The 25,660-nt window shown below is 72.6% G+C and carries 21 protein-coding genes; 12 read left to right on the plus strand and 9 right to left on the minus strand.

The genetic code is table 11. The features are described from left to right. The first annotated feature begins 23 nt into the window (after window positions 1-23). From ACFWM2_RS32465 to ACFWM2_RS32480, 4 genes are all read left to right on the plus strand, one after another. Entirely contained in the window at window positions 24-1,148 is a 1,125-nt protein-coding gene (locus ACFWM2_RS32465; RefSeq protein ID WP_383287367.1) for an energy-coupling factor transporter transmembrane component T, read from the plus strand. Then, a complete protein-coding gene (locus ACFWM2_RS32470) occupies window positions 1,145-2,848 on the plus strand; it encodes an ABC transporter ATP-binding protein (protein ID WP_383287369.1) in 1,704 nt (567 codons plus the stop codon). The genes ACFWM2_RS32465 and ACFWM2_RS32470 overlap by 4 nt, the downstream gene beginning before the upstream one ends. Continuing rightward, window positions 2,845-3,705, plus strand: coding sequence for an ECF transporter S component (locus tag ACFWM2_RS32475; RefSeq protein ID WP_383287371.1), 861 nt, complete (start codon window positions 2,845-2,847; stop codon window positions 3,703-3,705). Before ACFWM2_RS32470 ends, ACFWM2_RS32475 begins: the two co-directional genes overlap by 4 nt. A gap of 374 nt (window positions 3,706-4,079) precedes the next feature. Further along, window positions 4,080-4,493, plus strand: coding sequence for a transglycosylase SLT domain-containing protein (locus tag ACFWM2_RS32480; protein WP_383287373.1), 414 nt, complete (start codon window positions 4,080-4,082; stop codon window positions 4,491-4,493). A gap of 112 nt (window positions 4,494-4,605) precedes the next feature. Here ACFWM2_RS32480 and ACFWM2_RS32485 read toward each other — a convergent pair whose 3' ends face one another. Beyond that, window positions 4,606-5,913, minus strand: coding sequence for an alpha/beta hydrolase family protein (locus ACFWM2_RS32485; protein WP_383287375.1), 1,308 nt, complete (start codon window positions 5,911-5,913; stop codon window positions 4,606-4,608). 104 nt (window positions 5,914-6,017) lie between these two features. Here ACFWM2_RS32485 and ACFWM2_RS32490 point away from each other — a divergent pair, with 104 nt between their 5' ends. Continuing rightward, window positions 6,018-6,701: a YoaK family protein gene (locus ACFWM2_RS32490; protein WP_383287377.1), complete on the plus strand. Its 684-nt coding sequence runs from the start codon at window positions 6,018-6,020 to the stop codon at window positions 6,699-6,701. Between the two features lie 166 nt (window positions 6,702-6,867). Here ACFWM2_RS32490 and ACFWM2_RS32495 read toward each other — a convergent pair whose 3' ends face one another. After that, window positions 6,868-8,037: a steroid 3-ketoacyl-CoA thiolase gene (locus ACFWM2_RS32495; RefSeq protein ID WP_383287379.1), complete on the minus strand. Its 1,170-nt coding sequence runs from the start codon at window positions 8,035-8,037 to the stop codon at window positions 6,868-6,870. Between the two features lie 507 nt (window positions 8,038-8,544). Between ACFWM2_RS32495 and ACFWM2_RS32500 the strand changes: the two genes are divergently transcribed. Then, on the plus strand, window positions 8,545-9,789 hold the full coding sequence (locus ACFWM2_RS32500; RefSeq protein ID WP_383287381.1) for a cytochrome P450: 1,245 nt from the start codon (window positions 8,545-8,547) through the stop codon (window positions 9,787-9,789). Between the two features lie 184 nt (window positions 9,790-9,973). Continuing rightward, the gene (locus tag ACFWM2_RS32505) at window positions 9,974-11,611 is read left to right on the plus strand and encodes a hypothetical protein (RefSeq protein ID WP_383287383.1); all 1,638 of its coding nucleotides are present in this window, start codon (window positions 9,974-9,976) and stop codon (window positions 11,609-11,611) included. On the opposite strand, the gene ACFWM2_RS32510 is transcribed toward ACFWM2_RS32505, so the two are convergent. Beyond that, window positions 11,571-13,619: a bifunctional glycosyltransferase 87/phosphatase PAP2 family protein gene (locus tag ACFWM2_RS32510; protein ID WP_383287385.1), complete on the minus strand. Its 2,049-nt coding sequence runs from the start codon at window positions 13,617-13,619 to the stop codon at window positions 11,571-11,573. The genes ACFWM2_RS32505 and ACFWM2_RS32510 overlap by 41 nt on opposite strands. Window positions 13,620-13,989: 370 nt before the next feature. Here ACFWM2_RS32510 and proP point away from each other — a divergent pair, with 370 nt between their 5' ends. Then, window positions 13,990-15,393: a glycine betaine/L-proline transporter ProP gene (gene proP, locus ACFWM2_RS32515; protein ID WP_383287387.1), complete on the plus strand. Its 1,404-nt coding sequence runs from the start codon at window positions 13,990-13,992 to the stop codon at window positions 15,391-15,393. 229 nt (window positions 15,394-15,622) lie between these two features. Further along, a complete protein-coding gene (locus ACFWM2_RS32520) occupies window positions 15,623-16,294 on the plus strand; it encodes an O-methyltransferase (protein ID WP_383287389.1) in 672 nt (223 codons plus the stop codon). A 22-nt stretch (window positions 16,295-16,316) separates the two neighbouring features. Here ACFWM2_RS32520 and ACFWM2_RS32525 read toward each other — a convergent pair whose 3' ends face one another. Next, on the minus strand, window positions 16,317-16,712 hold the full coding sequence (locus ACFWM2_RS32525; protein WP_383287391.1) for a hypothetical protein: 396 nt from the start codon (window positions 16,710-16,712) through the stop codon (window positions 16,317-16,319). A gap of 128 nt (window positions 16,713-16,840) precedes the next feature. Between ACFWM2_RS32525 and ACFWM2_RS32530 the strand changes: the two genes are divergently transcribed. Continuing rightward, the gene (locus ACFWM2_RS32530) at window positions 16,841-17,245 is read left to right on the plus strand and encodes a DUF1992 domain-containing protein (protein WP_383287393.1); all 405 of its coding nucleotides are present in this window, start codon (window positions 16,841-16,843) and stop codon (window positions 17,243-17,245) included. Window positions 17,246-17,736: 491 nt separating this feature from the next. On the opposite strand, the gene ACFWM2_RS32535 is transcribed toward ACFWM2_RS32530, so the two are convergent. Together ACFWM2_RS32535 and ACFWM2_RS32540 are read right to left on the minus strand one after the other, a co-directional pair. Next, window positions 17,737-18,603, minus strand: coding sequence for a hypothetical protein (locus ACFWM2_RS32535; RefSeq protein WP_383287395.1), 867 nt, complete (start codon window positions 18,601-18,603; stop codon window positions 17,737-17,739). Between the two features lie 5 nt (window positions 18,604-18,608). Next, window positions 18,609-19,325 (minus strand): hypothetical protein, encoded by a 717-nt coding sequence (locus tag ACFWM2_RS32540; protein WP_383287397.1) that lies wholly within the window; start codon window positions 19,323-19,325, stop codon window positions 18,609-18,611. A gap of 193 nt (window positions 19,326-19,518) precedes the next feature. Between ACFWM2_RS32540 and ACFWM2_RS32545 the strand changes: the two genes are divergently transcribed. Continuing rightward, window positions 19,519-20,028 carry a GNAT family N-acetyltransferase gene (locus tag ACFWM2_RS32545; protein WP_383287399.1) on the plus strand — a complete coding sequence of 170 codons (510 nt, stop codon included), beginning with the start codon at window positions 19,519-19,521 and terminating at the stop codon, window positions 20,026-20,028. A 261-nt stretch (window positions 20,029-20,289) separates the two neighbouring features. Here the strand turns inward: ACFWM2_RS32545 and ACFWM2_RS32550 are convergent, their stop codons facing one another. Then, a complete protein-coding gene (locus ACFWM2_RS32550) occupies window positions 20,290-22,356 on the minus strand; it encodes a DHA2 family efflux MFS transporter permease subunit (RefSeq protein ID WP_383287401.1) in 2,067 nt (688 codons plus the stop codon). 168 nt (window positions 22,357-22,524) lie between these two features. On the opposite strand from ACFWM2_RS32550, the gene ACFWM2_RS32555 reads away from it, so the two are divergent. Continuing rightward, complete coding sequence (locus ACFWM2_RS32555) at window positions 22,525-23,592, plus strand: peptidoglycan-binding protein (RefSeq protein ID WP_383287403.1); 1,068 nt, start codon at window positions 22,525-22,527, stop codon at window positions 23,590-23,592. A 188-nt stretch (window positions 23,593-23,780) separates the two neighbouring features. Here the strand turns inward: ACFWM2_RS32555 and ACFWM2_RS32560 are convergent, their stop codons facing one another. Next, the gene (locus tag ACFWM2_RS32560) at window positions 23,781-24,440 is read right to left on the minus strand and encodes an HAD-IA family hydrolase (RefSeq protein WP_383287405.1); all 660 of its coding nucleotides are present in this window, start codon (window positions 24,438-24,440) and stop codon (window positions 23,781-23,783) included. Window positions 24,441-24,733: 293 nt separating this feature from the next. Beyond that, window positions 24,734-25,315 carry a TMEM165/GDT1 family protein gene (locus ACFWM2_RS32565; protein ID WP_383287407.1) on the minus strand — a complete coding sequence of 194 codons (582 nt, stop codon included), beginning with the start codon at window positions 25,313-25,315 and terminating at the stop codon, window positions 24,734-24,736. Window positions 25,316-25,660 lie beyond the last annotated feature (345 nt).

Genomic DNA, 25,660 nt, shown 5'->3' on the forward strand with positions numbered 1-25,660 from the left:
GGCAGCGGCCGGCGCGCGCTGTCGTGACGGAGCGGCGCCGTACCCGCGCGCCCGAGGCGAACCGGGCCAACGCCCTGCACCCGGGCGCCTGGTGGATCTGGGCCCTCGGCCTCGGTACCGCCGCGTCGCGAACCACCAATCCCCTCCTGCTCGCGCTGCTCATCGGCACGGCCGGATACGTCGTGGCGGCCCGCCGGAGCGACGCCCCCTGGGCCCGCTCGTACGGCGCGTTCGTGAAGCTGGCGATGGCGGTCCTCGGCATCCGTCTCGTGTTCGCGGTGTTCCTCGGCTCGCCGATCCCGGGGACGCATCTCGTCGTCACACTCCCCGAAGTGCCGCTCCCCCACTGGGCGCAGGGCATCCGCATCGGCGGCCGGGTCACCGCCGAGGGCCTGGTCTTCGCCCTGTACGACGGCATGAAACTGGCCACGCTCCTCATCTGCGTGGGCGCCGCGAACGCTCTCGCGAACCCGACGCGGCTGCTGAAGTCGCTGCCGGGCGCGCTGTACGAGGCGGGCGTGGCGGTCGTCGTCGCGCTGACGTTCGCGCCGAACCTGATCGCGGACGCCCAGCGGCTGCGGGCCGCCCGCCGGCTGCGCGGCCGCCCCGACCGTGGCCTGCGCGGACTGCTGCACGTCGGACTCCCGGTCCTGGAGGGCGCATTGGAGCGCTCGGTCGCCCTGGCGGCGGCCATGGACGCGCGCGGCTACGGCAGGACCGCCGAGGTACCGCCCGCCGTCCGCCGCACCACCGCCGTGCTGACGCTGGGCGGCCTGCTCGGCGTCTGCGTGGGCACGTACGGACTGCTGACCGCGGAGGGCGGGAGCTACGGCCTGCCGCTGCTGCTCGCCGGGCTGGCCTCGGCGCTCGGCGGTCTCGGCCTCGGCGGCCGGCGCTCGCTGCGGACGCGCTACCGGCCGGACGTCTGGGGGGTGCGGGCGTGGCTGGTCTCGGCCTCGGGGGTCGCGGTGGCCGCGCTGCTGATCGTGTCCGGGTCCCACGACCCGGCCGCCCTGCAACCCGGTGTCGTACCACTGACCGCTCCGGCCCTCCCGCTGTGGCCGGCCGCCGCGATCCTGCTCGGTCTGCTCCCCGCCTTCGTCGCCCCCGCCCCGGCCGGGGCCCCCTCAGCCAAGGAGTCCTCATGATCCGCTTCGCGGACGTCTCCGTGACCTACGAGGGAGCGGCCCGACCGACCGTCCAGGGGCTGGACTTGGAGGTCCCGGAGGGTGAACTGGTGCTCCTCGCCGGGCCGTCCGGGGTGGGCAAGTCGACGGTGCTCGGCGCGGTGAGCGGTCTGGTGCCGCACTTCACGGGCGGCACCCTGCGCGGCCGGGTCACCGTCGCCGGGCGGGACACGCGCACGCACAAGCCGCGCGAGCTCGCGGACGTCGTGGGCACAGTCGGCCAGGACCCCCTTTCACACTTCGTCACCGACACGGTCGAGGACGAACTCGCCTATGGAATGGAGTCGTTGGGCCTCGCGCCGGACGTGATGCGGCGCCGGGTGGAGGAGACCCTGGACCTGCTGGGTCTGGCGGAGCTGCGCGACCGGCCCATCGCCACGCTGTCCGGCGGCCAGCAGCAGCGGGTCGCCATCGGCTCGGTGCTCACCCCGCACCCCGAGGTGCTGGTCCTCGACGAGCCGACGTCCGCCCTTGACCCCGGCGCGGCCGAGGAGGTCCTCGCCGTCCTCCAGCGCCTCGTCCACGACCTCGGTACGACCGTCTTCCTGGCCGAGCACCGGCTGGAGCGGGTGATCCAGTACGCGGACCGGGTCGTCCTGCTGCCCGCGCCGGGTGCCGCGCCGGTGCTCGGCACGCCCTCCGAGGTGATGGCCGTCTCCCCGGTTTTCCCGCCGGTGGTGGACCTGGGCCGGCTGGCGGGCTGGTCGCCCCTGCCGCTGACGGTCCGCGACGCCCGGCGCGCCGCGGGCCCCCTGCGCGAGCGCCTCGCGCCGCTCACACCGGACCCTTCGGCGGCAACCGCCCCGGCCCCCGGGATCACGCCGGATGCCGGAGCGGCCCCCGGGCCCTCGGTCTCCCGCCTCCCCCGCTTCCTCCGTCGGCGCGGCACCCACGACGCCTCGCCCCCCGCACGGACAGCGGTGGTCGAGGCGCTGGCCGTCCGGCGCGGCCGGGTCGAGGCGCTGCGGCGGGTCGATCTCACGGTCGTCCCCGGCGAGACCGTCGCGCTGATGGGCCGGAACGGCGCCGGGAAGTCCACCCTGCTCGGCGCCCTCGTGGGCCTGGTCGAGCCCACCGCCGGGTCGGTGCGGGTGGGCGGCGCGGCCCCGCACCGGACCGCATCACGGGACCTCGTACGCCGTGTCGGTCTCGTACCGCAGGAACCACGCGATCTGCTGTACGCGGACACGGTGGCCGGGGAGTGCGCGGCGGCCGACGGGGACGCCGGGGCCGCGCCCGGCACCTGCCGCGGCCTGGTCTCGGAGCTGCTGCCGGGGATCGGCGACGGGACGCATCCGCGCGATCTGTCGGAGGGGCAGCGGCTGGCGCTGGCGCTGGCCGTCGTCCTGACCGCGCGCCCTCCGCTGCTGCTGCTCGACGAGCCGACCCGGGGTCTCGACTACGCGGCGAAGGCCCGGCTGGTGGCCGTGCTGCGGGGGCTGGCCGCCGACGGTCACGCCATCGTGCTGGCCACCCATGACGTGGAGCTGGCCGCCGAGCTGGCTCATCGGGTGGTGATCCTCGCGGACGGCGAGGTCGTCGCCGACGGCCCCACCGCCGAGGTCGTCGTCGCGTCCCCGTCCTTCGCACCGCAGGTGACGAAGATCCTCGCTCCGCAGCGGTGGCTCACGGTCGCCCAGGTCAGGGAGGCCCTCGCGTGACCGCCCCGCAGGCCGCCCGGACCCGGCCGGAGCTCCCGTCCGCACCGCAGCGCCAGGCCCGCGCCGTCCGGCTCGGGGCCCGTTCCGTCGCCGCTCTCGCCCTGGTCAGCGCGGTGGGCGTGGCGGGCTTCGCCTGGCCGCTCGTGGCCGGACCCGGCTCGCAGGTGAACGCGCACAGCCAGGACGCGCCCTGGCTCTTCGCCGGGCTTCTGGTCCTGCTCGTCGGGGTGGTCGCCGCGACGATCTCCGAGTCGGGGCTCGGGCCCAAGGCCGTCGCCATGCTGGGCGTGCTGGCCGCCACCGGGGCCGCGCTGCGGCCGATCGGGGCAGGCACCGCCGGGATCGAGCCGATGTTCTTCCTGCTGGTGCTGAGCGGGCGGGTGCTCGGGCCCGGCTTCGGGTTCGTGCTCGGGGCGGTGACCATGTTCGCGTCGGCGCTGCTCACCGGCGGGGTCGGGCCGTGGATGCCGTTCCAGATGCTGGCCATGGGGTGGTTCGCGATGGGGGCCGGGCTGCTGCCGGGACCCGACCGGCTGCGTGGGCGCGGGGAGCTGCTGATGCTCGCCGGGTACGGCTTCGTGGCCGCCTTCGCCTACGGCACCGTCATGAACCTCGCCGGCTGGCCCTTCATGGCCGCCCTGACCTCCACCGTCGCCTTCGACCCGGACGGCGCGGTCCCGGCCAACCTGGCCCGTTTCCTCGCGTACTGCATGGCCACCTCGCTCGGCTGGGACCTGGGCCGGGCCGTCGTCACCGTCGTACTGACGCTCACGCTCGGCGCGACCCTCCTCAAGGCACTGCGCAGAGCGACCCGGCGGGCCGCTTTCGAGACCCCCGTCACGTTCCGGGAGCCCTGAGCTGCGACCCGGGTCACAGCCGCCGAACGCACCCGGTTGACTCCCGTGCGCCTGCTGTTACATGCGGGGTGAACCAGCCCACAGGACCTTGGTCCTCTACGAAGCCCGGCCGTAGACCGAAAGTGCTGACATGTACGCGTCCTCAACCCCTCTGACCTGGGAATTGAGAGCCAGATCACAAAAGGCACTTTCGCCCCCGATGCGACCACAACTAGTAAAAGGGGTCATTGCGGACGCGTCTCAAGCCTGTTTCTCTGGAGGAGTCGCCAGGCGCCGACGTGCCCTCCCGGGCCTCGGCGCCGCTGTATGCCCCCGCCACCAGCGTGTGGTCACGGCGTACCGGCGCACCCCCGTCCCCGAAGAAAAGGTTCTCCGTGTCCGTCTCTGTCATCCGCCGCATCGCTTCCCCGAAGAAGGTCCTCACCACCGCCGCCGTGGCTGCCGCCACGACCGGCATGGTCCTGGCCGCGTCCCCCGCCCAGGCCGCCACCACCTCGACCTCCTCCGCCCAGTCGATCGCGCACAAGATGATCCCGGACGCCTCGCAGTACACCGCGTTCAGCAAGATCGTCGAGCACGAGAGCGGCTGGAACGTCAAGGCCACCAACTCCTCGTCCGGTGCCTACGGTCTGGTCCAGGCGCTGCCCGGCTCGAAGATGGCTTCGAAGGGCTCCGACTGGAAGACCAACCCCGAGACGCAGATCAAGTGGGGTCTGGACTACATGAACTCCCGCTACGGCAGCCCGGCCGCCGCCTGGAACTTCTGGCAGGCCAACGGCTGGTACTGACCGGCGTGACCGGTGCACACCGGCACCACCCGGCAGTCCCCTGTACGCGAAGGCGGCGGCCCCCGATCCCCGGGGCCGCCGCCTTCGTCCTGTTGTACGGCCGCTTCCGCGGTCAGGAACCGCTCACGGCGTCGAACCACCGCACCACCTGCGGCGCGGACACCTGGAACGTCCCGAAGTGGTCCAGGTCCCCCTGGTCCAGCACGGAAGCCCGGGCCCCCCGCTCCGCCAGCCGCGCGGCACAGCCGCGCGCGTTCGCCATCGGTACGTCGGTGTCGGCCGCCCCCGCGTACAGCCGCACCGGCGCGGCCGGCTTCCAGTCGCAGCCGTGGTCGTTCACCCGCATCGCCGCCAGCAGGTCGCCCGCGGGGTGCCGCAGCTTCTCGTAGAAGGCGGGCGTGAGCAGCTCCTTCACCGAGGCCGGCAGCGCCCGCACGATGTCCTCCTCCTCGTGCTTCCCGTCGTACAGCCCCTCGACCCGGTTCGCGTAGGGGGCGCGGAAGACGTCGGCCGGGTCCTTGTAGAGGGGGTGCAGCCGGTTCTGGGCGACCAGCCAGTACGAGGTGTAGAGGACGCCGCTCGTGTCGTTGACCCGGCCGTCGAAGAGCGCCGGGATCTCCACGCCCTCCAGGTCGTAGGGGCCACTGACCGGGGCCAGCGCCTTCAGCCGGAAATGCCGGTCCGCCCCCTCCTCCAGCGCCCGGCCGAGCGCCATCGCCACCTGCCCGCCCTGCGAGAAGCCGGTCGCGTAGACGTCCCCGGTGAGCGGTCGGTCCAGCTGCCGGGCCGCCGTACGCGCGGCGCGCATCATGTCGACGGAGGCGGTCACCGAGGAGCGGGTGTCCATGTAGGGGTGGCGGCCGGGGCCCCCGCCCAGACCGAGGTAGTCGGGCGCGGCGACCGCGCGGCCGGCGCCGGCGTGCAGATAGGACGGGATGCGCCCGAAGTCCTCCTCGGCGGAAGGGGCGTAGCTCCGGTTGACCATGGTGCCGTGGGTGTCCGAAACCAGGTCGAGGCGGTGGTCGCCGCCCGTGGGCAGCGTGAGCAGCCCGGTGGCGGTGGTGGGCTCGCCGTACGGGCCGACGGTCCGGTACGTGAGCCGGTACGCGCGGACGCCGTACCGCACGGAGTCCGCCGCCGTACCGCGCTCGGCCAGGAAGGCCTTGACCTGGGCGGTGTCGCGCACGGCGACGAGGGTGACGGAGACCAGGGCACCGCGCCGCGCACCGGCATCCACTCCGGCCGAGGGAGCGCGGACCGATACCGCACCGGCCGGCCCCGGGCGGTCCAGCGCGGTGGCGGCCGGTGCCGCGGCGATCCCCGCGAGCAGGAGGGCCGCCGTCGCGGCGAGCCCCTGCCGCGTACGCCAATTGCGCCGTGTTTCAATGGATTTGACGGACTTGCACGTGTCGTCGCTCATGCCCCTGACGCTACGGACGCACGGTTCGCCCGGACATCCGAGAGCCCCCCGCGCCCGTGGTGGACCTGAGTGCACCCCGACCATCCCGCTGACCGGAGGCCGCCATGACCACAGACGCCCCGACCCATGATCCGGAGGCGCGCGGACTGCGGCTGCCGGTCGTGCTGCTGGCGCTGACCGTGGTGAGCGGATTCATCGACGCGGTGAGCTATCTGGGGCTCGGGCACGTCTTCACCGCGAACATGACCGGCAATGTCGTGGTGCTCGGGTTCGCGGCGGCGGGCGCGCCCGGCTTCTTCGCGCCGCACTCGCTGACGTCCCTGGGGGCGTTCCTGGTGGGGGCGGCGGCGGGTGGCCGGATCGCGGTGCGGCTCGGCGGGGGCTCGCGCCGCGCCTGGACCCGGATCACGCTCGCCGCCGAGGCGGTCCTGGTGGGTGTGACCGCCGTGGTCGCCTTCGCGGCGCCGGGCGCGGTCGGCACGACGTACACCCTGATCGCGGTCACCGCCTTCGCCATGGGGCTGCGCAACGCGACGGTCCGCCGGCTGGGCGTGCCCGATCTGACGACCACCGTGCTGACGATGACCCTGACCGGGCTCGCCGCCGACTCCCGGCTGGCCGGCGGCGTGGGCCCCCGTTCCCCGCGCCGTTCGGCCTCGGTGGTCGCGATGCTGGCGGGCGCCCTGCTCGGCGCGTGGCTGGTGCTCCACCACGGCCTGGGCGTCCCGCTGCTGGTCGCGGCCGTGGCCACCGCGGTGCTGGCCGCGACGGCCTCGGGCCGCGAGTGAGCGCGTGACGGCCTCGGACCACGAGTGAGCGCGTGACGGCCTCGGACCACGAGTGAGCGCGTGACGGCCTCGGACCACGAGTGAGCAAACCGCGGCAGCCTCGGGCCGCGCATGAGCACCGTAACGGCCTCGGGCCGCGAGTGAACGCCGGTCCGGGCCGGCTCCGTCACAAGCGCTGAATGATGGTCCCGGTGGCCAGCCCGCCGCCCGCGCACATCGTGATCAGCGCGAACTGCTTGTCGCGGCGCTCCAGTTCGTGCAGGGCGGTGGTGATCAGCCGTGCTCCCGTCGCCCCGACAGGGTGCCCGAGGGCGATCCCGCCGCCGTTGACGTTGACCTTCTCCAGGTCCTGTTCGAAGACCTGGGCCCAGCTCAACACCACCGACGCGAAGGCCTCGTTGATCTCGACGATGTCGATGTCCCTCAGTGACATGCCCGCCTTGCCGAGGACCGCGCGCGTCGCGTCGATCGGTCCGTCGAGGTGGTAGTGCGGATCCGCGCCGACCAGCGCCTGGGCGACGATCCGGGCACGCGGCCGCAGTTTCAGCGCCCGCGCCATCCGCTTGGACGCCCACATGATCGCGCAGGCGCCGTCGGAGATCTGCGAGGAGTTGCCCGCCGTGTGGACGGCCGTCGGCATCACCGGCTTCAGCCGGGCCAGCGCCTCCATGGACGTGTCGCGCAGCCCCTCGTCCCGGTCCACCAGGCGCCACATGCCCTGGCCGGCCCCCTGCTCCTCCTCGGTGGTGGGCACCTGGACGGCGAACGTCTCGCGCTTGAAGCGCTCCTCGGACCAGGCGTTCGCCGCCCGCTCCTGGGAGATGAGGCCGAGGGAGTCGACGTTCTCGCGGGTCAGCCCGCGGTTGCGCGCGATGCGTTCCGCCGCCTCGAACTGGTTCGGCAGGTCGACGTTCCACTCGTCGGGGAACGGCTTGCCCGGACCGTGCTTGGATCCCGAGCCCAGCGGCACCCGGGACATCGCCTCGACACCGCAGCTGATCCCGACGTCGATCACCCCGGCCGCGACCATGTTGGCGACCATGTGGGAGGCCTGCTGCGAGGACCCGCACTGGCAGTCGACGGTCGTCGCCGCCGTCTCGTACGGCAGGCCCATGGTGAGCCAGGCGACCCGCGCGGGGTTCATGGACTGCTCGCCGGCATGGGTCACGGTGCCGCCGACGATCTGCTCGACGCAGTCGGCGTGGATGCCGGTGCGGCCGAGGAGTTCACGGTAGGTCTCGCCCAGGAGATAGGCGGGGTGCAGATTGGCGAGCGCGCCACCGCGCTTGCCGATGGGCGTGCGAACGGCTTCGACGATCACGGGTTCCGCGGCCATGGGGGCATCGTCCTCTCCTAGGGTCTGTCCGGCGGATCTTGCGGTTCCGTCCCACGGTGCTCGGAAACCGGGTTGAGCGGGGTGTGGTGCGTGCAGCTGCAAGGCGGAGGAGGGAGTCATGGCGGAGCCATGGCGACCGACGACAACGCCGCAGATGTGCGTGCCACACCCCGCGACCTACCGCCCGATCCGCCGGACAGACCCTGGGGCCTGTCCGGCGGATCGGGCCCTGCTGATCCGCGCAGCGCGGGGCGTCCCGGCCCACCCACCGCGCAGAACTAGAACGCGTACTAGTTCTGCGTGCAGTGTGCTGAGCGGAGACCCCGCGCCGCAAGGGTCGTGCAGCCCTCGAAGTCGCGATCTGCACGAGTTCCGCACGCAATTGAGCCTGCCGCACCCCTTGCCACTTGTAGAACCCGTTACTACCTTCACGGCAATTCCCGGTTCCTGATGGGCCGTCAGAACCCGCACCGCCAGAACAAGTAGGCGCGAGATCTGGAGTTGCCGATGCCCTGTCCAGCGCTGCCCGACGGGTTCGATTTCACCGACCCCGATGTGCTGCACCACCGCGTTCCCCTCCCGGAGTTCGCCGAGCTGCGCCGGGCCGAACCGGTCCACTGGATCCCGCAACAGCCCGGCATCGCCGGGTTCGAGGACGACGGCTACTGGGCCGTCACCCGGCACACGGACGTCAAGTACGTCTCCACGCATCCGGAGTTGTTCTCCTCGTTCCTCAACACCGCGGTCATCCGCTTCAACGAGCGCATCCAGCGCGAACAGATCGAGGTCCAGCGGCTGATCATGCTCAACATGGATCCGCCCGAGCACACCCGGGTCCGCCAGATCGTGCAGCGCGGCTTCACCCCGCGCGCCATCCGCTCCCTCGAAGCCACCCTGCGCGCACGTGCCCACTCGATCGTCGAGAGCGCCCTCGCCGGCGCCGCACCCGACGGCTCCTTCGACTTCGTCACCCAGGTCGCCTGCGAACTGCCCCTCCAGGCGATAGCCGAGCTCATCGGCGTCCCCCAGGACGACCGCACCAAGATCTTCGACTGGTCCAACAAGATGGTGGCGTACGACGACCCGGAGTACGCGATCACCGAGGAGGTCGGCGCCGAGTCGGCCACCGAACTCATCTCGTACGCGATGAACATGGCCGCCGACCGCAAGCAGTGCCCGGCCAAGGACATCGTCAGCACCCTGGTCGCGGCGGAGGACGAGGGCAACCTCGCCTCCGACGAGTTCGGCTTCTTCGTGCTGCTGCTCGCCGTCGCGGGCAACGAGACGACCCGCAACGCCATCACGCACGGCATGCACGCCTTCCTCACCCACCCCGACCAGTGGGACCTCTACAAACGCGAGCGCCCGAAGACGACCGCCGAGGAGATCGTCCGCTGGGCAACGCCGGTCGTCTCCTTCCAGCGCACCGCGACCCAGGACACCGAACTGGGCGGGCAGCAGATCAGGAAGGGCGAACGCGTCGGCATCTTCTACTCCTCCGCCAACAACGACCCGGAGGTCTTCGAGGGCCCCGAGGTCTTCGACATCACCCGCGACCCGAACCCGCACCTCGGCTTCGGCGGCGGAGGCCCGCACTTCTGTCTGGGCAAGTCCCTGGCCACCCTGGAGATCGACCTCATCTTCAACGCCATCGCCGACGCGATGCCCGATCTGCGTCTGGCCGGCGACCCGCGCCGGCTGCGCTCGGCCTGGCTGAACGGGGTCAAGGAGCTCCAGGTCACCCGCGGCTGACCCACTCGGGCCGGCGGCCTCCCGGCACCGCCGGCCCGTTCCGAGGGAGGCAGGGGCACCCCCCTACGCCCGCCCCTGCCTCCCCCGCGAGCGGTGGTGCGGAGTTCCCGACAGTGAACCGACCTTCTACGGTTGGCGTCTTCACGGTGACTCCGCTCAACCGCCCGGAACGGAAACGCGATCTGTGCCGCCCACCATCGAGACCACTGCCGGGCCGGCCGCCCGGCAGCCCGCAGCACGCCGGACCGCTCTCCGCTCCTGGCGGCCGCACCCCGTCCCGCTGCTCGCGCTCGCCCTCGCCGTCCCGCTGTACGCGCTGTGGGCCGCGTATCTCGGGACGGGCGGCGGTGACCTCGCGGCGCAGGTGGCATGGCGCGACTTCACCGGGCAGCACCCGGGCACGCCGTACAACCTCTCCTGGTACGGCGGGATCCACGTGGCGAGCTACAGCCTGCTGTCGCCCTATCTGATGGCGGCCCTCGGGGTGCGGACCGTCACGGTCCTGGCCGGGCTCGCCGCGTCGTGGCTCGCCGCGTGCCTCCTCGTCCGCAGCGGGATGCGGCGACCGCTGTGGCCCGCGCTGCTGGCCACGCTCACCCTCTGGGCCAACGTGGCCTCCGGGCGGTCGACCTTCGCGCTGGGCACCGCCGTCGGGCTCGCCGCCTGTCTGGCGGTGACGGGCCCGGCCCGGCGGCCTGCGGTGGCCGCGGTGTGTGCCGCGCTGGCCACCATGGCGAGCCCGGCTGCCGGGCTGTTCCTGCTGGTCGTCGGCGCGGCCCGGCTGCTGACGCGGGAGTTCGCGACCGCCGCCGCACTCCTTGCGCCCCCGGTCGTGGTGATCGGGGCGACAAGCCTGCTGTTCCCCCTCGACGGTGTGCAGCCGATGCAGACCGACGACATCTGGAAACCGCTGCTCTTCGGCGCCGTCCTCGCCGTGGCGGGACCACGCGAGTGGCGCGCGCTGCGGTGGGGCGCCCTGGTCTACATGGCGGGGATCGTGCTGACGGCGCTGATCGACTCGCCGGTCGGCTCGAACGTCGTACGCCTCGCCGAGCTCTTCGCCCCGCCCGTGCTGCTCGCCGCGCTCCTGGCGCCGGGGCTGCACGCCGTACGGCGCGTCGACGCATTACGCCGTGCCGCCCTGGCGCTCGCGCTCGCCCTGTCGGTGAACTGGGTGGCCCAGCACACGGTCCAGGTCCTGAGGATGTCGACCCCGGTGCCCGTCTGGGCGACGCACACCGAGGGCGTGGTGGCGGCGCTCGACCGGCTCGGGGCCGACCGCACCCGCGTCGAGGTCGTCCCGGCCGTCAACCACCGCGAGACCACCGCCCTGGCCCCTTACGTCGACACCGCGCGGGGCTGGAACCGCCAGGTGGACGTGGAGCGCGGCGCCCTCTTCTACGACGGTTCGTTCTCCGCGCACACGTACCGAGACTGGCTCGACCGCTGGGCGGTGGGGTTCGTCGTCCTGCCGGCGGGCACCCCGGACTGGGCCGCCGAGGACGAGGCCGCCCTGGTGCGATCCGGCCCTGACTGGCTGGAGCCCGTCTGGCGGGACGCCCACTGGCGGGTCTACCGCGTCCGGGACGCGACCGCGCTGGTCTCGGGCCCCGCCTCCGTCGTACGGGCCGGCGCCGCGGCGCTGACCGTGCGCGTCGAGAAGGCGGGACCGGTCACCGTCCGGATCGCCTACTCGCGCTGGCTGCGCGCGGACGGCGGGTGTCTGGAGCGGGCCGGTCAGTGGACCCGGCTCCGGGTGAGCGAGCCGGGCGAGTACCGGATCAGCTCTTCGTACCGACTGCCGTGGCAGGGGGGCTGCTGACCGAAGGGTCCCGCTCCCGTTCCGGCTCGGCGGCGACGGCCGCCGCCCGGGGCCCGGACAGCAGATAGGTGAGCCCGAAGCCGGCGCCGATCACGGCCGCCCCGCCGACCGCGTCCAGCACCCAGTGGTTGCCGGTCGCGACGATGGCGGACACCGTCAGCAGCGGATGCAGCACGCCCAGCGCCTTCATCCACCACTTCGGGGCCAGTACGACGATGACGATGCCGCACCACAGGGACCAGCCGAAGTGCAGCGAGGGCATCGCCGCGTACTGGTTGGTGACCGCGGTCATCGTCCCGTAGTCCGGCTTGGCGAGGTTCTGCGCGCCGTGCACGGTGTCGATGAAGCCGAGGCCGGGCATCAGCCGCGGCGGCGCCAGCGGGTACAGCCAGAAGCCGACCAGGGCGAGCAGCGTGCCGAGGCCCAGCGCGGACCGAGCCCAGCGGTAGTCCGCGGGCCGGCGGGCGTAGAGCACGCCGAGGATCGTCAGCGGCACCACGAAGTGGAACGACTCGTAGTAGAAGCTGAAGAAGTTCTCCAGCCACGGGACCTGCACGACCGCGTGGTTGATGCCGTGCTCGACGTCTAAGAAGAGCGCCTTCTCCAGCGAGTGGATCTCGTGGCCGTGCTTCTCGGCGGCGGCGCGCCCGCCGGTCGCCGCGAGCCGCACGGAGGAGTACGCGGAGTAGAAGACGCGGATCAGCAGCAGTTCGAGCAGCAGGCTCGGCCGGGTGAGCACCCGGCGCCAGAACGGGAACAGCGGCACCCAGTGCAGCCGGGCCGGACGGGCGGGCGCGTACTGGGTGGGGGTGGGCGCGCGGAACGAGGGCGACTTCAAGGACAGGAACGGGACGGCGCAGGAGGCGGCGAGGGCCACGATCAGCAGGACGTTCTCACGGACCGGGTACATCACCGGCATGTTCGGCAGCAGCGCCTTGGCGGGCAGTGTCATCGCGAGGACGACGGCCACCGGCCAGACGAACCGGTCCGAGGTGCGCCGGCCGGCCCGGCCGACCACCGCGAGCAGCACCCACAGCAGCTGGTGCTGCCAGGTCGTCGGGGAGACCGCGACCGCGACACAGCCGGTGACGGCCACCGCGAGCAGCAGCTGCCCGTCGCGTGCGTAGCGCACGGCGCGGCGCAGGCCGACGACCGCGACCGCCACCCCGAGGACCAGGAACAGGCCGATCTCCAGCGGCCCCGCCAGGCCGAATCGCAGCAGCGCGCCGTGCAGGGACTGGTTGGCGAGATCGTCGGCCTGACCGCCGAGCCCGACGCCCGCCAGGTGGTGCACCCAGTAGGTGTACGAGTCGTGCGGCAGCGCGGCCCAGGCGAGCAGGGTGCTCGCGGCGAACGTGCCACCGGTGGCCACGGCGGCACGTCTGCGCCCGGTGAACCACAGCAGCGGCGCGAAGAGCAGCACGGTCGGCTGGAGCGCCGCGCCGACCCCGATCAGGACACCGCTCGCGCGCTCCCCGCGGGCGGCGAAACAGCCGAGCAGGACGAGCAGGACCGGGATGATGCTGGTCTGGCCGAGGTAGAGCGTGTTGCGCACCGGCAGGGAGAGCATCAGCAGGCTGATCACCACGGGCGCGGCCAGCAGCCGCGAGCGCCGGGTCACCGGCTGCGGCAGGGCGCGCGCCACGATCAGGCCGAGCGCCACGACGAGCAGCAGCGTGCCGAAGGTCCAGCCCCAGCCGAGGGCCTGTTCCGCCGAACGAGTGAGGGGCTTGAGGACGAGACCGGCGAACGGGGTGCCGGTGAACTGCGTCGAGTCGTACAGCGAGCCCTTCACATGCAGGACGCCGTCCGGGCCGACCCAGGTCTCCAGGTCCGTCAGCCGATCGCCCTTCGGCGTGCCGAGGACGGCGGTGACCTGCCGTACGGCCAGGACGGCGGCGATCAGCCAGAGGCCTGCGCGGGCCGCTTCCAGCCGTGCCCGGGCCGTCCCGGCGGCCCCTGTCCCGAAGGCATCCCCCGGTCGCCCTCTGCGCTCCGCATTCGCCACGCCGCGTCGGCCCTCCCGCCCCGTCAGTCACGCCCGTATGTCCGTGTCCGAACCCTATGAGGCTCGCATTCCCCCTGGGGAGAGACGCAGGCAACCCGTGCTTCACCTGGCGTCCGCCCACCTTTTGTCCGGATGACGATAGTGGGCGGACGGTTCGGTTCCTTCCACGGGCCGCGACAAAGATCACAACCAGCCGTCCGGAAAGTGCCCCTCGGGCCCGCCGTCACGCCTGCATACGCGGCATTTATGTGCACTGTGCGGTGGGTCGTGCACGGCACGTGAGAGCGGTGAGTGCCCCTATCGTCGGTTTTCGGCCCGCTTCGTCAGGGGCGCTGTCCTTGTCCCCGTCGAAAGGCAGGCGAGCGGAATCTTGCCGACCGTCACCCCCGTCGCTCCCGTCGTATCCGCCGCGCCACCGGCCCCCGCAGGACCGGAGGTCACGGTCACCGACCCCGCCCTGGTGAAACGAGCCGTCAAGGCCGCCGCACTCGGCAACGCGATGGAGTGGTTCGACTTCGGTGTCTACAGCTACATCGCGGTGACGCTGGGCAAGGTGTTCTTCCCGTCGGGCAACCCCACCGCGCAGCTGCTCTCCACGTTCGGCGCGTTCGCCGCGGCCTTCCTGGTCCGCCCCCTCGGCGGTCTGGTCTTCGGCCCTCTCGGTGACCGCATCGGCCGCCAGAAGATCCTCGCGCTCACCATGATCATGATGGCTGCGGGCACCTTCGCGATCGGCCTGATCCCGTCGTACGGGACCATCGGCGTCGGCGCTCCCCTGCTGCTGCTCGCGGCCCGCCTGGTGCAGGGCTTCTCGACCGGCGGCGAGTACGCGGGCGCCTCCACCTTCATCGCCGAGTACGCGCCGGACAAGAAGCGCGGATTCTTCGGAAGCTGGCTGGAGTTCGGCACGCTCGCCGGATACATCGGCGGTGCCGGCCTGGTGACCCTGATGACCGCCCTGCTGTCCAGCGACGACCTGCTGTCCTGGGGCTGGCGCATCCCGTTCCTGATCGCCGGCCCGATGGGCATCATCGGCCTCTACCTGCGGATGCGCCTGGAGGAGACCCCGGCGTTCGCCGCGGAGCTGGCGAAGGCCTCGCGCAAGGAGAAGGACCGCCCCAGGGTGCCGCTGCGCGCGATGGTGAGCGGCCAGTGGAAGGCGCTGCTCCTGTGCATGGGCCTGGTGCTGGTCTTCAACGTCACCGACTACATGCTGCTGTCGTACATGCCGAGCTATCTGACCAGCGAGCTGAAGTACGACGAGACGCACGGTCTGCTCGTCGTCCTCGGCGTGATGGCGCTGATGATGGTCGTGCAGCCCTTCGCGGGCGCCCTGACCGACCGCATCGGGCGCCGTCCGGTGATCGCGGCCGGCTGCGCGGGCTTCCTGGCGCTGTCCGTCCCGGCCATTCTGCTGATCCGCCAGGGCAGCCTGCTCGCCGTCGCCCTCGGCATGGGCGCGCTCGGTCTGCTCCTGGTCTGCTTCACCGCCGCGATGCCGGCGGCGCTGCCCGCGCTCTTCCCGACGAAGGTCCGCTACGGATCGCTCTCCATCGGCTTCAACGTCTCCGTCTCGCTCTTCGGCGGCACGACCCCGCTGGTGGTCACGGCGCTCATCGGGGCGACCGGGAACATGATGATGCCCGCGTACTACATGATGGCCGCCGCCGTGATCGGCGGAGCGGCGGTGTGGTTCATGACGGAGTCGGCCGGCAAGCCGCTGCCCGGGTCCGCGCCCGCGGTGGAACCGGCCGCGGACGCGCAGGCCCGCTGACCCACGGCCCCGCCGCCCCGGAACCGCGGCCTCCGTCGCGCGCCGTCCGGTGGTGCCATCACCGCTCGCCATCCAGAGGTGCCCGCGTCGCCCGCGCGGGCATCTCCGCCGATCGGCTGACCCGGTGCGATCGACCGGGCAAGACGCTGACAAGCGCCCATGTGCACGACTATATTCCTTAGCGGAACTAGTTAGCTCCTCTAACTAGATACACGAAAGGCATTGGTGCATGAGCGAGTCGCAGCTCTGGAACGACGTCGACGACTACTTCACCACCCTCCTCTCCCCGCCCGACGAGACGCTGTCCGCGGCCCTGCGCGACAGCGAGGCGGCCGGGCTGCCGCCCATCAACGTCGCGCCGAACCAAGGCAAGTTGCTCCAGCTCCTCGCCCAGATCCAGGGCGCCCGCCGCATCCTGGAGATCGGCACGCTCGGCGGCTACAGCACGATCTGGCTGGGCCGCGCGCTCCCCGCCGACGGCCGGCTCGTCACCCTGGAGTACGACACCACGCATGCCGAGGTCGCCCGCCGCAATCTCGCGCGCGCGGGCCTCGACAAGATCTCCGAGGTGCGGGTGGGCCCGGCCCTGGAGTCGCTGCCCAAGCTGGCCGACGAGCAGCCCGAACCCTTCGACCTCGTCTTCATCGACGCCGACAAGGTCAACAATCCGCACTACGTCGAGTGGGCGGTCAAACTCACCCGCCCCGGCAGCCTGATCGTCCTCGACAATGTCGTCCGCGGCGGCAGGGTCACCGAGGCGGGCAGCGACGACCCGAGTGTGCGGGGCACCCGGGCCGCGCTCGAACTGTTCGCCTCCCACCCGAAGTTGACCGGTACGGCGATCCAGACGGTGGGCAGCAAGGGGTACGACGGGTTCGCGCTGGCGCGGGTGCTGGCCTGACGGTCCGAAGCGGCGCCGGGGCTCATGCCTCGTGGTAGAAGCCGACGTTCACGCTGCGCGGACCGGTGCGGTCCTGGATGACCAGCTCCCCGGAGCCGCCCTGCGGCAGCTTGGCCGTTCCGCCGTACGGAAGGGTCTGCGGCGGGAATCCGGCCAGCGTCAGCCGCACCTCGGACGACGGGTCGGGGTGCGAGCCGCGCAGCCAGCTGACCTGCCAGGTCCCGTCGGGTCCGCACAGGAACTCCAGGTGGACCCGGGAGACGAACAGCCAGTCGTCCGGCGTGGCCAGCCGGCACACGGCCTTGTCCCGGCCCAACCGCAGCACGGCGCCCGGGTCGCTGGGCGCGTCGGCCATCAGCATGCCGGCCGTCGCCCCGGCGTCCGCCCCGGAGACCGAGGCCATGGTGAGTTCGAGCACGTGCGCTCCTTCGGGTCCAGCGGGTCGTGACCATCCAAGTGTCCATGCACGGAGCGTGGTTGGCGCGCCGCCGCCGCATGATAGATCGCACCATCGTGCTGGCGGGTGAAGTCCGGCACAATGGACACATGACCGAGCGCAAGCCACCGGGCGTCAGCTTCGAGACCTGGATCGACAAACAGATCCGCGAGGCCGAGGCGCGCGGGGAGTTCGCGGAACTCGCCGGCGCGGGCAAGCCGCTGCCGAGCGTCAGCGCCACGTCGTACGACGAACTGTGGTGGATCAAGCAGAAGATGGCCCGCGAAGGACTGTCGGTGCTGCACCCGACGCTGGCTCTGCGCAAGGAGGCCGAGGACGCGCTCGCCGCGGCGGCCGCCGCCCCCTCGGAGCGCGTCGTCCGCCGGATCGTCGAGGACATCAACGCCAAGATCCGCGAAGTGATGTTCAAGCCGCCGCCGGGACCTCCGCTCGGCCTCAAGCCGTACGACGTCGAGGAGATCGTCCGCGACTGGCACGAGCGCCGCGCCGGCTGACACCGCGCGCCACACGGCGAGGCCGCGCCCCGGGACATGGTCCGGGGCGCGGCCTCGCTTCGCACGGGGGCCCGGCCGAGCGGGCCACCGCGACCGCCGCGGGCTCACGTCACCGCGGGCTCACGTCGCCGCGGGCGTTCCTCGCCTCGCTGCATACGTGCTTCGCCTCGCCGGGTGCGGTGCCGCATCGCCGTGAGGCCGCAGCGTGCAGTGCGGCCTCACCGTCGGCGGTCCGCCCCGCTGCGTGCGGTGCCGCATCGCCGTGAGCCGCACCGCGTGCAGTACGGCCTCACCGTCGGCGGTCCGCCTCGCTGTGTGCGGCGCCGACCGCCGCGCGCGGCACAGACCGCCATGCGCGGCACAGGCCGCCGTATGCAATGGCGCAAGCCGCCGTGTGCAGTGGCGCTCGCTGTGCGTACGACGGCCCGCCCGTGGGCGGGTGTGGGCCGCCGTACGCGCTGCGGGCCGCCGTGCGCCGGGTGTGCCCGGCGTCAGGTGTGCAGCAGCCGTTCCGCCATCTCGCGGTAGTCCCGCAGGGCCAGCCGCAGTTGTTCGGTGTCGGTCTCGGTGCCCTTGTCGTCGCCGGCCCGCTGCCAGGACGCCTGGAGCGTGCGGCGGCGCTGGGTGATCGCGTTCGTGAAGCGCGCGGCCACCTCCTCCAGGACGTGGTCGGCCTCCTCGACGGCCGTACGGGGCCCGTCCACGAAGCCGCCGACGGCGTGCTGGAGCCGCAGGGCGAGCTTGTCGGACTCGTCGTGCGCGAGCAGCGGCGCGCCGTGCCCGTGGCTGCCCTCGCGGCCGGCCGTACGGGTGCCCTCGCGGGGGACCCGGGTGATGCCTTCGCCGCTCGCCGGGGAACCGGCGTCCACGCCGAGCCCCGTGCCGGTGCCCTCACGGACTCCGGGGGTGGCCCCTTCGGCGGTCCTGGCACGACCGTCCTCACCGAGACCTGTTCCGGTGCCCTCGCGGACCCCGGGGGTGGCGCCCTCGGCGGTCCCGGCGCGAGCGCCGTCCTTGCCGAACCCCGTGCCGGTGCCCTCGCGGGCGGCCCTGGCGCGTCCTTCACCGGCCGCGCCGGCGCTCTCGCCGACGCCCGTCGCGGACCGTCCCGCGATCGGGCCGGTGCCCTGCGGCCGGGCGCTCGCCGCGCTCCCGCGATCCGTGGTGCCGCGACCCTCGTCGCGCGCCGCGGTACCGGAGCCCGGAGTGCCCGGAGTCCCCGGAGGGCCCGCCGTACCCGCGGCCTCGTGCGCGGCGGCGGCCTCCCGTGTCTCGGCGGTCTCGCGTCCCGTGGCCGCCTCGGCCTGCCGTGCCTTCTCCCTGCGGTCCGCGCCGCCGTCTGATGTCACATCTGGCATGTCCGTCAACTCCCCTTGGCGTGACGCCTGTTGAACGTCCACGGCGCATGGCCGCGGGAACCGGACGTGGCCGACTCCGGGCCGTCCGCGGCCCGCTCCGTCTCCTGCGTACCGGTGTCCGCGCCGCGCTGGACGGTGTCCTTGCGGTGGGTTTCCTTGCGGTGGGATGTCACGAGGTCCTCGAAGAGCGCGCGGCCCTCGATCAGGGCCTCACGCAGCTCCTCCGTACCGGAGCCGTTCTCGGGCACGGCGGAGTCGGCGCCGGCGTGCGCGGCGGAGTGCACCCGGCGGTAGCCGTGGACGTGCCGCGCGTGGTGCACGGAGAGGGCCTCGACCTGCTCCTCGTAGCGGCCGCCGTCGGGGAAGCCGCGGGCCCCCGCGAGTTCGCCGATCAGCCGGTCCGCCTCGGTCACCGCGTCCCGCGGTGAGTCGACGAAGCGTTCCTGGACGGCGGCCCAGCGGGCCTCGTACTGCTGGCGGGCCGCCGGCTCCAGCGGCGTCTCGCGCAGCGAGCCGTGCCGCTTCACCCGCTCGGTGAGGTCGCGCTCGGCGGCCTTCGCGTCACCGTCGTGCCGGGCGACGGCACGGTCGTACTCGGGCCCGAAGCGCCGCTGCAGGCTGTGCCCGCCCTGCGGCCTGCGGGCTCGGAGGGTCAGGGCGGCCGCGACTAGGGCCACGGCCGCCACGATCACGATCAGAGCGATGATCACGCCTGTGGACATGGGTGCCTTCCGGAGTTCTCGACCCAACGGGCCGGTTCTCCGTCCGGGTTGCCCGCGAGACGCTCCTCAAACGGCGACCGGCCCCCGGGCGCGGTGCGCGACACGGACGAGGGTCGCTCTCGCCGCCGCGGGGCGCCGCCCGGAGGCAAATCCGGTTGCGGGCGGGGTGCGGGGCGTCGCGAGAATGACCGGCATGAACCGGACCACCGCCTCCTGGACCGTCGCCCCCGAACCCTTCGACTCACCGGTCGCCGCCGCGCTGTGGCGGGCGTACTACACGGAGGTCAGCGACCGCTGGTACCAGCTCCACGAAGGCCGCCCGACCGAACCCGGCGAGCTGGAACGGGAGATCGCCGCGGACACCGGGAAGTACCTGGCACCACCCGGTGGCCTGCTGCTGGTGGGCCGGTACGAGGGTGAGCCCGTCGGCAGCGCGGGCTTCCGTCTGACGGAGCCGGGCACCGCCGAGCTCACGCGGGTCTTCGTGCATCCGGAGATGCGCGGCAGGGGCGGTGCCGCGCTCCTGGTGCGGGCGGCGGAGGACGCGGCCCGCGGGCTGGGCGCCGAACGGATCGTGCTCGACACCCGCACCGACCTGGTGGAGGCCCGCGCCCTGTACGCGCGCCTGGGCTACGAGGAAACCGCACCGCGGCACCACCGCGACTACGCCGAGCACTGGTTCACGAAGCTGCTGACGACCTGAACCGACTCAGACGAAACCGCCGCACGACCGCCGGAACCGGCTCGGGCTTCGAGGCCACCGCGGGACCACCTGAACCAGGGCACGCGAAGCCGCGCCACGACCGCCGGAACCGACCGGACTCCGAAACCGCCGCACGACCACCGGAACCGGCTCGGGCTTCGAGGCCACCCCGGGCCCGCCGGAACCAGGGCACGCGAAGCCTCCCCACGACCGCCGGCACCGACCGGACTCCGAAGCCACCGCGGGACCACCTGAACCAGGTCACGCGAAGCCGCCGCGCGACCGCTTCACCTCACCGTCGTGCGGGCGCTCCGCGTCGGAACCGCACAGCTCGGCGTTCAGCTCCTCGACGAGCTGGACCAGGTCCGTGGGGCGGTCCGGGCCCCACCAGTCCCCCAGCAGCTCGGCCAGGGACTCCTCACGGGCCTTGGCCAGCTTCCCGGCGACCTCGCGACCCCGGTCGGTGAGGATCAGGTCCACGCCCTCGCGGGCGGCGAGGCCCCGCTCCTCGACCTGGCGGGCCGCGGCGAGCACGACGTTCAGCGGCACCGGGCTGCGCTCGGCCAGCAGGCCGGGCTCGACCCGGCCGTACTTCTTCACGCGCAGGAGCACCCAGCTCGCGGCCGGCAGCAGGTCGTACCCGGCCCGCGCGGTGATCTTCTCGTAGATCTCCCGGCGCCCCTCCCGGGTGCCGAGGACCGACAGCGCCCGGCACACCTCGTCGTGCGAGGACCGCTCGACCGGGTTGCTGGCCAGCGTCTGCGTCACGTCCGGTGCGGTCACGGAGGCCCGCAGCCGGTCCTCGCGCAGGAACCAGGCGAGTACGAAGCCGACGAACGCGACCGGAGCCGCATACAGGAACACGTCGGTGATCGACGAGGCGTACGCGTGCAGCACGGACGGCCGCAGCGAGGCCGGGAGCCCGGCGATGACCTTCGGGTCGGACTTGAGCGCGTTCGCATCGAGGCCCGCGGGCAGCTGCTGCCCCCTGAGCGCGGCCGTCAGCTTGTCGCCGAGGCGGCTCGCGAAGATCGTGCCGAAGATGGCCACGCCGAACGAGGCGCCGATGGAGCGGAAGAAGGTGGCGCCGGAGGTGGCGACGCCCAGATCCTCGTACGAGACCGCGTTCTGCACGATCAGGACCAGGACCTGCATGACCAGGCCGAGACCGAGACCGAAGACGAAGAAGAAGGCGCTCATCGTGCCGGTGCTGCTGTTCTCGTCGAGCTGGTGCAGCAGGAGCAGCCCGAGGGTCGTGACGCCGGTGCCCGCGATGGGGAACACCTTCCAGCGGCCGGTGCGGCTGACGATCTGGCCGGAGGCGGTGGAGGAGATCAGCAGGCCGAACACCATGGGCAGCATGTGCACGCCGGACATGGTGGGCGAGATGCCCTGGACGACCTGGAGGAACGTCGGCAGATACGTCATCGCGCCGAACATGGCGAAGCCGACGACGAAGCTGATGACGGCGGCGAGCGTGAAGGTGCGGATGCGGAACAGCTTCAGCGGCAGCACCGGTTCGGCCGCCCGGCGCTCCACGGCGGCGAAGGCCACCGCCAGTACCACCGCGAGGACGGCGACACCGATCAGCTCCGGCGAACTCCAGCCCCAGGTGGAGCCGCCGAGCGAGGCGACCAGGATCAGACAGGTCGCGACCGCGGCGATGAGGAAGGTGCCGAGGTAGTCGATGACGTGCTGGGCGCTACGCCGCGGGATGTGCAGGGCGGTGGCGATCACGGCGAGTGCGACCACACCGACGGGCAGGTTGATGTAGAAGACCCAGCGCCAGCTCAGGTGCTCGGTGAAGAACCCGCCGAGCAGCGGCCCGAGCACGCTGGTCGCGCCGAAGACGGCACCGAACAGGCCCTGGTACTTGCCGCGTTCACGCGGGGAGACCAGGTCGCCGACGATCGCCATGGACAGCACGATCAGCCCGCCACCGCCCAGGCCCTGCAGGGCACGGAAGGCGATCAGCTCGGTCATGTTCTGCGCCATGCCGCACAGCGCCGACCCGATCAGGAAGATCACGATCGCCGTCTGGAAGAGCTTCTTGCGGCCGTACTGGTCGCCGAGCTTGCCCCACAGCGGGGTCGCCGCGGTCGACGCGAGCAGGTACGCGGTGACGACCCAGGACAGGTGCTCCAGGCCGCCGAGATCGCTGACGATGGTCGGCAGCGCGGTCGACACGATCGTCTGGTCGAGGGCGGCGAGCAGCATGCCGAGCAGCAGCGCGCCGATCGACACGAGGACGCTGCCGTGCACCTGGCCCTCGGGCGCCGGGCCCTGGCTCGCCACCGCCGCGTCCGTGCCCTGCACGTCCCCGGTCATACGGACCTCCCATGGGCCCCTGGATCTCGGTCAGCTTCCATCCTGGTCGGTGTGTCCAGTTATGGCCTGTTGAGTCCTCCACAGAGGCCGGTAATGCCGGGGTGCCGAGGAGATCCTGTGAGGGACGTCCGGATAATCTCGGGAGTCCGTGAGGGGGAGGGACCACACGTGAGCGGACCGAAGGGACCTGTCTGCCCGGAGTGCGGAACGCACCGGGAGCCGGACGGCACACCGTCCTGCGCATGCACCCAGCGCGCCTCCGACGCCCTCCGCGACGCCCGCACCGCGGACGCCGCGGCAGCGGAGGACTTCGATCCGCTGCGCATACGGCCCTACGTGGACGTCGGCGGTACGGCCGACGCGGACCTCGCCGGCCCGCCCCACGCAGACCTCGGCGGAGCACCTCACGCGGGCCGCGCGGACCGTGACGAGACGGGCCGGGGTGAGCCGGCCCGTGACGAGACAGGCCGCAGCCAGACGGCCCGTGACGAGACGCGCCGCGGTGAGTCCGCGCGGACGATGCCCCTGCCGAGGGCGATGCCCGGACCGGAACCCGAGGAAGTCCGCCTCCCCCAGGAACAGGGCCATGCCACCGAGGCCCCCGGCTCGGCGTTCCCGCCCTCCGGCAACCGACCCCGGCGCCGACGCCGTATCGCACTCGTCGGAGCCGCCGGAGCGGTCGTGGGCGTCCTGGCCGCCGCGGGATTCGCGACCGGACTGCTGTCGTACGACTCCCCCGAGCGGGACGGCGCACTGCCGGACGCCGTCCGGGAGAGCGTGCCGGAGGAGTCGCCGGACGGGACCGCCTCGGCGCCGGCGTCCAGGAGCGCGAGTCCGACGGCCCCGGCCCGGGAGACGGCGTCGGCAGGCGGCGGCCCGTCACCCTCCGCGTCGTCGTCCGGCAGGTCGGCCAAGCCCTCCCGGCCCGCCACTCCGACCGAGGCACCGCCGACCGCCCGCGCCACGGGTTCGATCGGACCCCCCGACGACTCCGGCCAGGACAAACGCGGCGCCCAGGTCCTGCGCCCCGGCGACCAGGGCCCCGAGGTCACCGAACTCCAGCTGCGGCTGACCCAGTTGGCCCTCTACATCGGCACCGCCGACGGCACCTACGACAGCCAGGTCGAGGAAGCCGTCCGCCGCTACCAGGTGGCCCGCGGCATCACCACCGACGAACAGGGCGTGTACGGCCCGTCCACCCGAACGAGCCTGGAGTCGGAAACTACGGAGCCGTGAGCGAATCCCAGCAGTCTCAGCCCGTCCGGCGTTTGAGGACGAGGCCGCAAGGCCGATGACGGGGGCCCGGGGGCGGAGCCCCGGAAGCAGGACGGATACGGGACGGGCAGGGGTGGAGGAGCCGAAAACAAGGGGCCGGAACCCCGGCGCACCCCACGAACGCGCCCCGACGCCCCCCAGAACCGGCGTCAGCCGATCCGCAGCCGAATCTCCCCGCCCTCCAGGGCATCCACCCGCACCTGCGTGAGGTCGTACACCAGCGCATCGGGCCCGTGCAGCGCGGCCCGAGACCCCACCCCCACCACCCGCATCCCCGCGGCCTTCCCGGCCGCGATCCCCGCCCCGGAGTCCTCGAACACGACACAGTCCTCGGGCGCGATCCCCAACTCGGCGGCGCCCTTGAGGAACCCCTCGGGGTCCGGCTTGCTGGCCCCGACGGACTCGGCGGTCACCCGCACGTCCGGCAGCGCCAGCCCCGCGGCAGCCATCCGCGCCGTGGACAGCCCCACGTCCGCGGAGGTCACCAGGGCGTGCGGCAGCCCGGCGAGCGAGGCGAGGAAGCCCGTGGCCCCGGGCACCTCGACGACGCCGTCCATGTCGGCGGTCTCCTCCGCGAGCATGCGCGCGTTGTCCGCGTGGTTCTGCTCCATGGGCCGGTGCGGCAGCAGGACGGCCATCGAGGCGTAGCCCTGCCGGCCGTGGACGACCTTCATGACCTCGTCCCCGTCGAGCCCGTGCAGATCGGCCCAGCGCCGCCAGCAGCGCTCGACGACGGCGTCCGAGTTGACGAGGGTGCCGTCCATGTCGAGCAGGAGGGCGCGGGCGGTCAGAACGGTGGTGGCCGTCATCGGCAGGCTCCAAAGCGCGGGATAGGGGGCCGGGAGCCGTCGTCCGGTGGACCGGGACGGTGTCCCCGGGGAACAAGGCGGCCCCGCCCGCCGGTCAGGGAGTGCGGGCGGGAGCCACTTTGTTCCTTCACGATACAAAACGAGGGGACCTCGGCGCCACCGCCGCCGACCAGGGCTTCCTCACAGCGGACGGAAGCGGGCCAGGGAGCGCCCTCCGAGCCGGGCGGGATCGGGCCGGACCGAGCCGAGCCGGACCGGACCGACACCCCCTGGACTCGGCTGACTCGGCCGACTCAGCTCGCCACCGCCTCGTACAGACTCCACACGCCCAGCCCCAGCATCAGCAGGGCCGCGACCTTCGTGATGAGTTCGAGCGGCACCCGCTTCATCAGGGCCTTGCCGCCGACGATGCCGAGCCCGGCGACCGCCCACAGCGCGAGGACCGCGCCCAGGCCGACGGAGAGCGGGTCGTCGTACCGGGCGGCGAGGTTCGCCGTCATGATCTGGGTGAGATCGCCGAACTCGGCAATCAGGATGAGCATGAAGCCGGCCCCCGAGACCTTCCAGAAACTCTGGTTCTCGGGCTTGCGGACCTCGCCCTCGTCCTCGTCCTTCTTCATCAGCAGCACCGCGGCACCACCGAGGAAGAGCACACCCGTGATCGCGTGCACGATCTGCTGCGGCAGCAGGGTCAGCACGCTGCCCGCCGCGACGGCGAGCGCGACATGGAGGGCGAAGGCGGCGGCGACACCGGCGAAGACGTACGAGGCGCGGTAGCGCGTGCCGAGCACGAGCCCGGCGAGCGCGGTCTTGTCCGGCAGCTCGGCCAGGAAGACGACGCCGAAGACGAGCGCCATCACACTGAAGCTGATCAAAATTCCTCAATCGGTCGGGGCCGCCCCACCGAGAGTGCTGTGACTGCGCTGCGACACCTCGGCACGGCAGCACACATAGGCACCCGCACGAGGACGCACGGGCGGTGCACTGCTTGCCGAAGGTCTCGCTGGCCGGCCTCGCGAACGAGGTCTGCCTCCGGGCGCCGGCTCAGACGAGCTGAGCAGTATGTCGACGGTCCGGCGAAGAGCTACTCCCCTTCTGCGCCATCCATCGTACGGGACGCCCGTTCGGACCACGAGGGCCCCTGGTCCCGGACCGCCGGTCACCCACCACAAACCGCGGCACGCGGGGCGGGCCGCGCCCGGCCCCTCCCGTAACAGGTC

The sequence above is a fragment of the Streptomyces sp. NPDC058371 genome, assembly GCF_042723265.1.
GTDB lineage: Bacteria > Actinomycetota > Actinomycetes > Streptomycetales > Streptomycetaceae > Streptomyces.

What these genes read in the sequence shown, in the direction of transcription:
- ACFWM2_RS32495 (WP_383287379.1), bottom strand. Translation starts at nt 8,037, where the DNA reads ATGGCCGCGGAACCCGTGATCGTCGAAGCCGTTCGCACGCCCATCGGC.
- ACFWM2_RS32540 (WP_383287397.1), bottom strand. Translation starts at nt 19,325, where the DNA reads ATGTCCACAGGCGTGATCATCGCTCTGATCGTGATCGTGGCGGCCGTG.
- ACFWM2_RS32500 (WP_383287381.1), top strand. Translation starts at nt 8,545, where the DNA reads ATGCCCTGTCCAGCGCTGCCCGACGGGTTCGATTTCACCGACCCCGAT.
- ACFWM2_RS32560 (WP_383287405.1), bottom strand. Translation starts at nt 24,440, where the DNA reads ATGACGGCCACCACCGTTCTGACCGCCCGCGCCCTCCTGCTCGACATG.
- ACFWM2_RS32470 (WP_383287369.1), top strand. Translation starts at nt 1,145, where the DNA reads ATGATCCGCTTCGCGGACGTCTCCGTGACCTACGAGGGAGCGGCCCGA.
- ACFWM2_RS32550 (WP_383287401.1), bottom strand. Translation starts at nt 22,356, where the DNA reads ATGACCGGGGACGTGCAGGGCACGGACGCGGCGGTGGCGAGCCAGGGC.
- ACFWM2_RS32535 (WP_383287395.1), bottom strand. Translation starts at nt 18,603, where the DNA reads ATGCCAGATGTGACATCAGACGGCGGCGCGGACCGCAGGGAGAAGGCA.
- ACFWM2_RS32485 (WP_383287375.1), bottom strand. Translation starts at nt 5,913, where the DNA reads ATGAGCGACGACACGTGCAAGTCCGTCAAATCCATTGAAACACGGCGC.
- ACFWM2_RS32530 (WP_383287393.1), top strand. Translation starts at nt 16,841, where the DNA reads ATGACCGAGCGCAAGCCACCGGGCGTCAGCTTCGAGACCTGGATCGAC.
- ACFWM2_RS32545 (WP_383287399.1), top strand. Translation starts at nt 19,519, where the DNA reads ATGAACCGGACCACCGCCTCCTGGACCGTCGCCCCCGAACCCTTCGAC.
- ACFWM2_RS32520 (WP_383287389.1), top strand. Translation starts at nt 15,623, where the DNA reads ATGAGCGAGTCGCAGCTCTGGAACGACGTCGACGACTACTTCACCACC.
- ACFWM2_RS32490 (WP_383287377.1), top strand. Translation starts at nt 6,018, where the DNA reads ATGACCACAGACGCCCCGACCCATGATCCGGAGGCGCGCGGACTGCGG.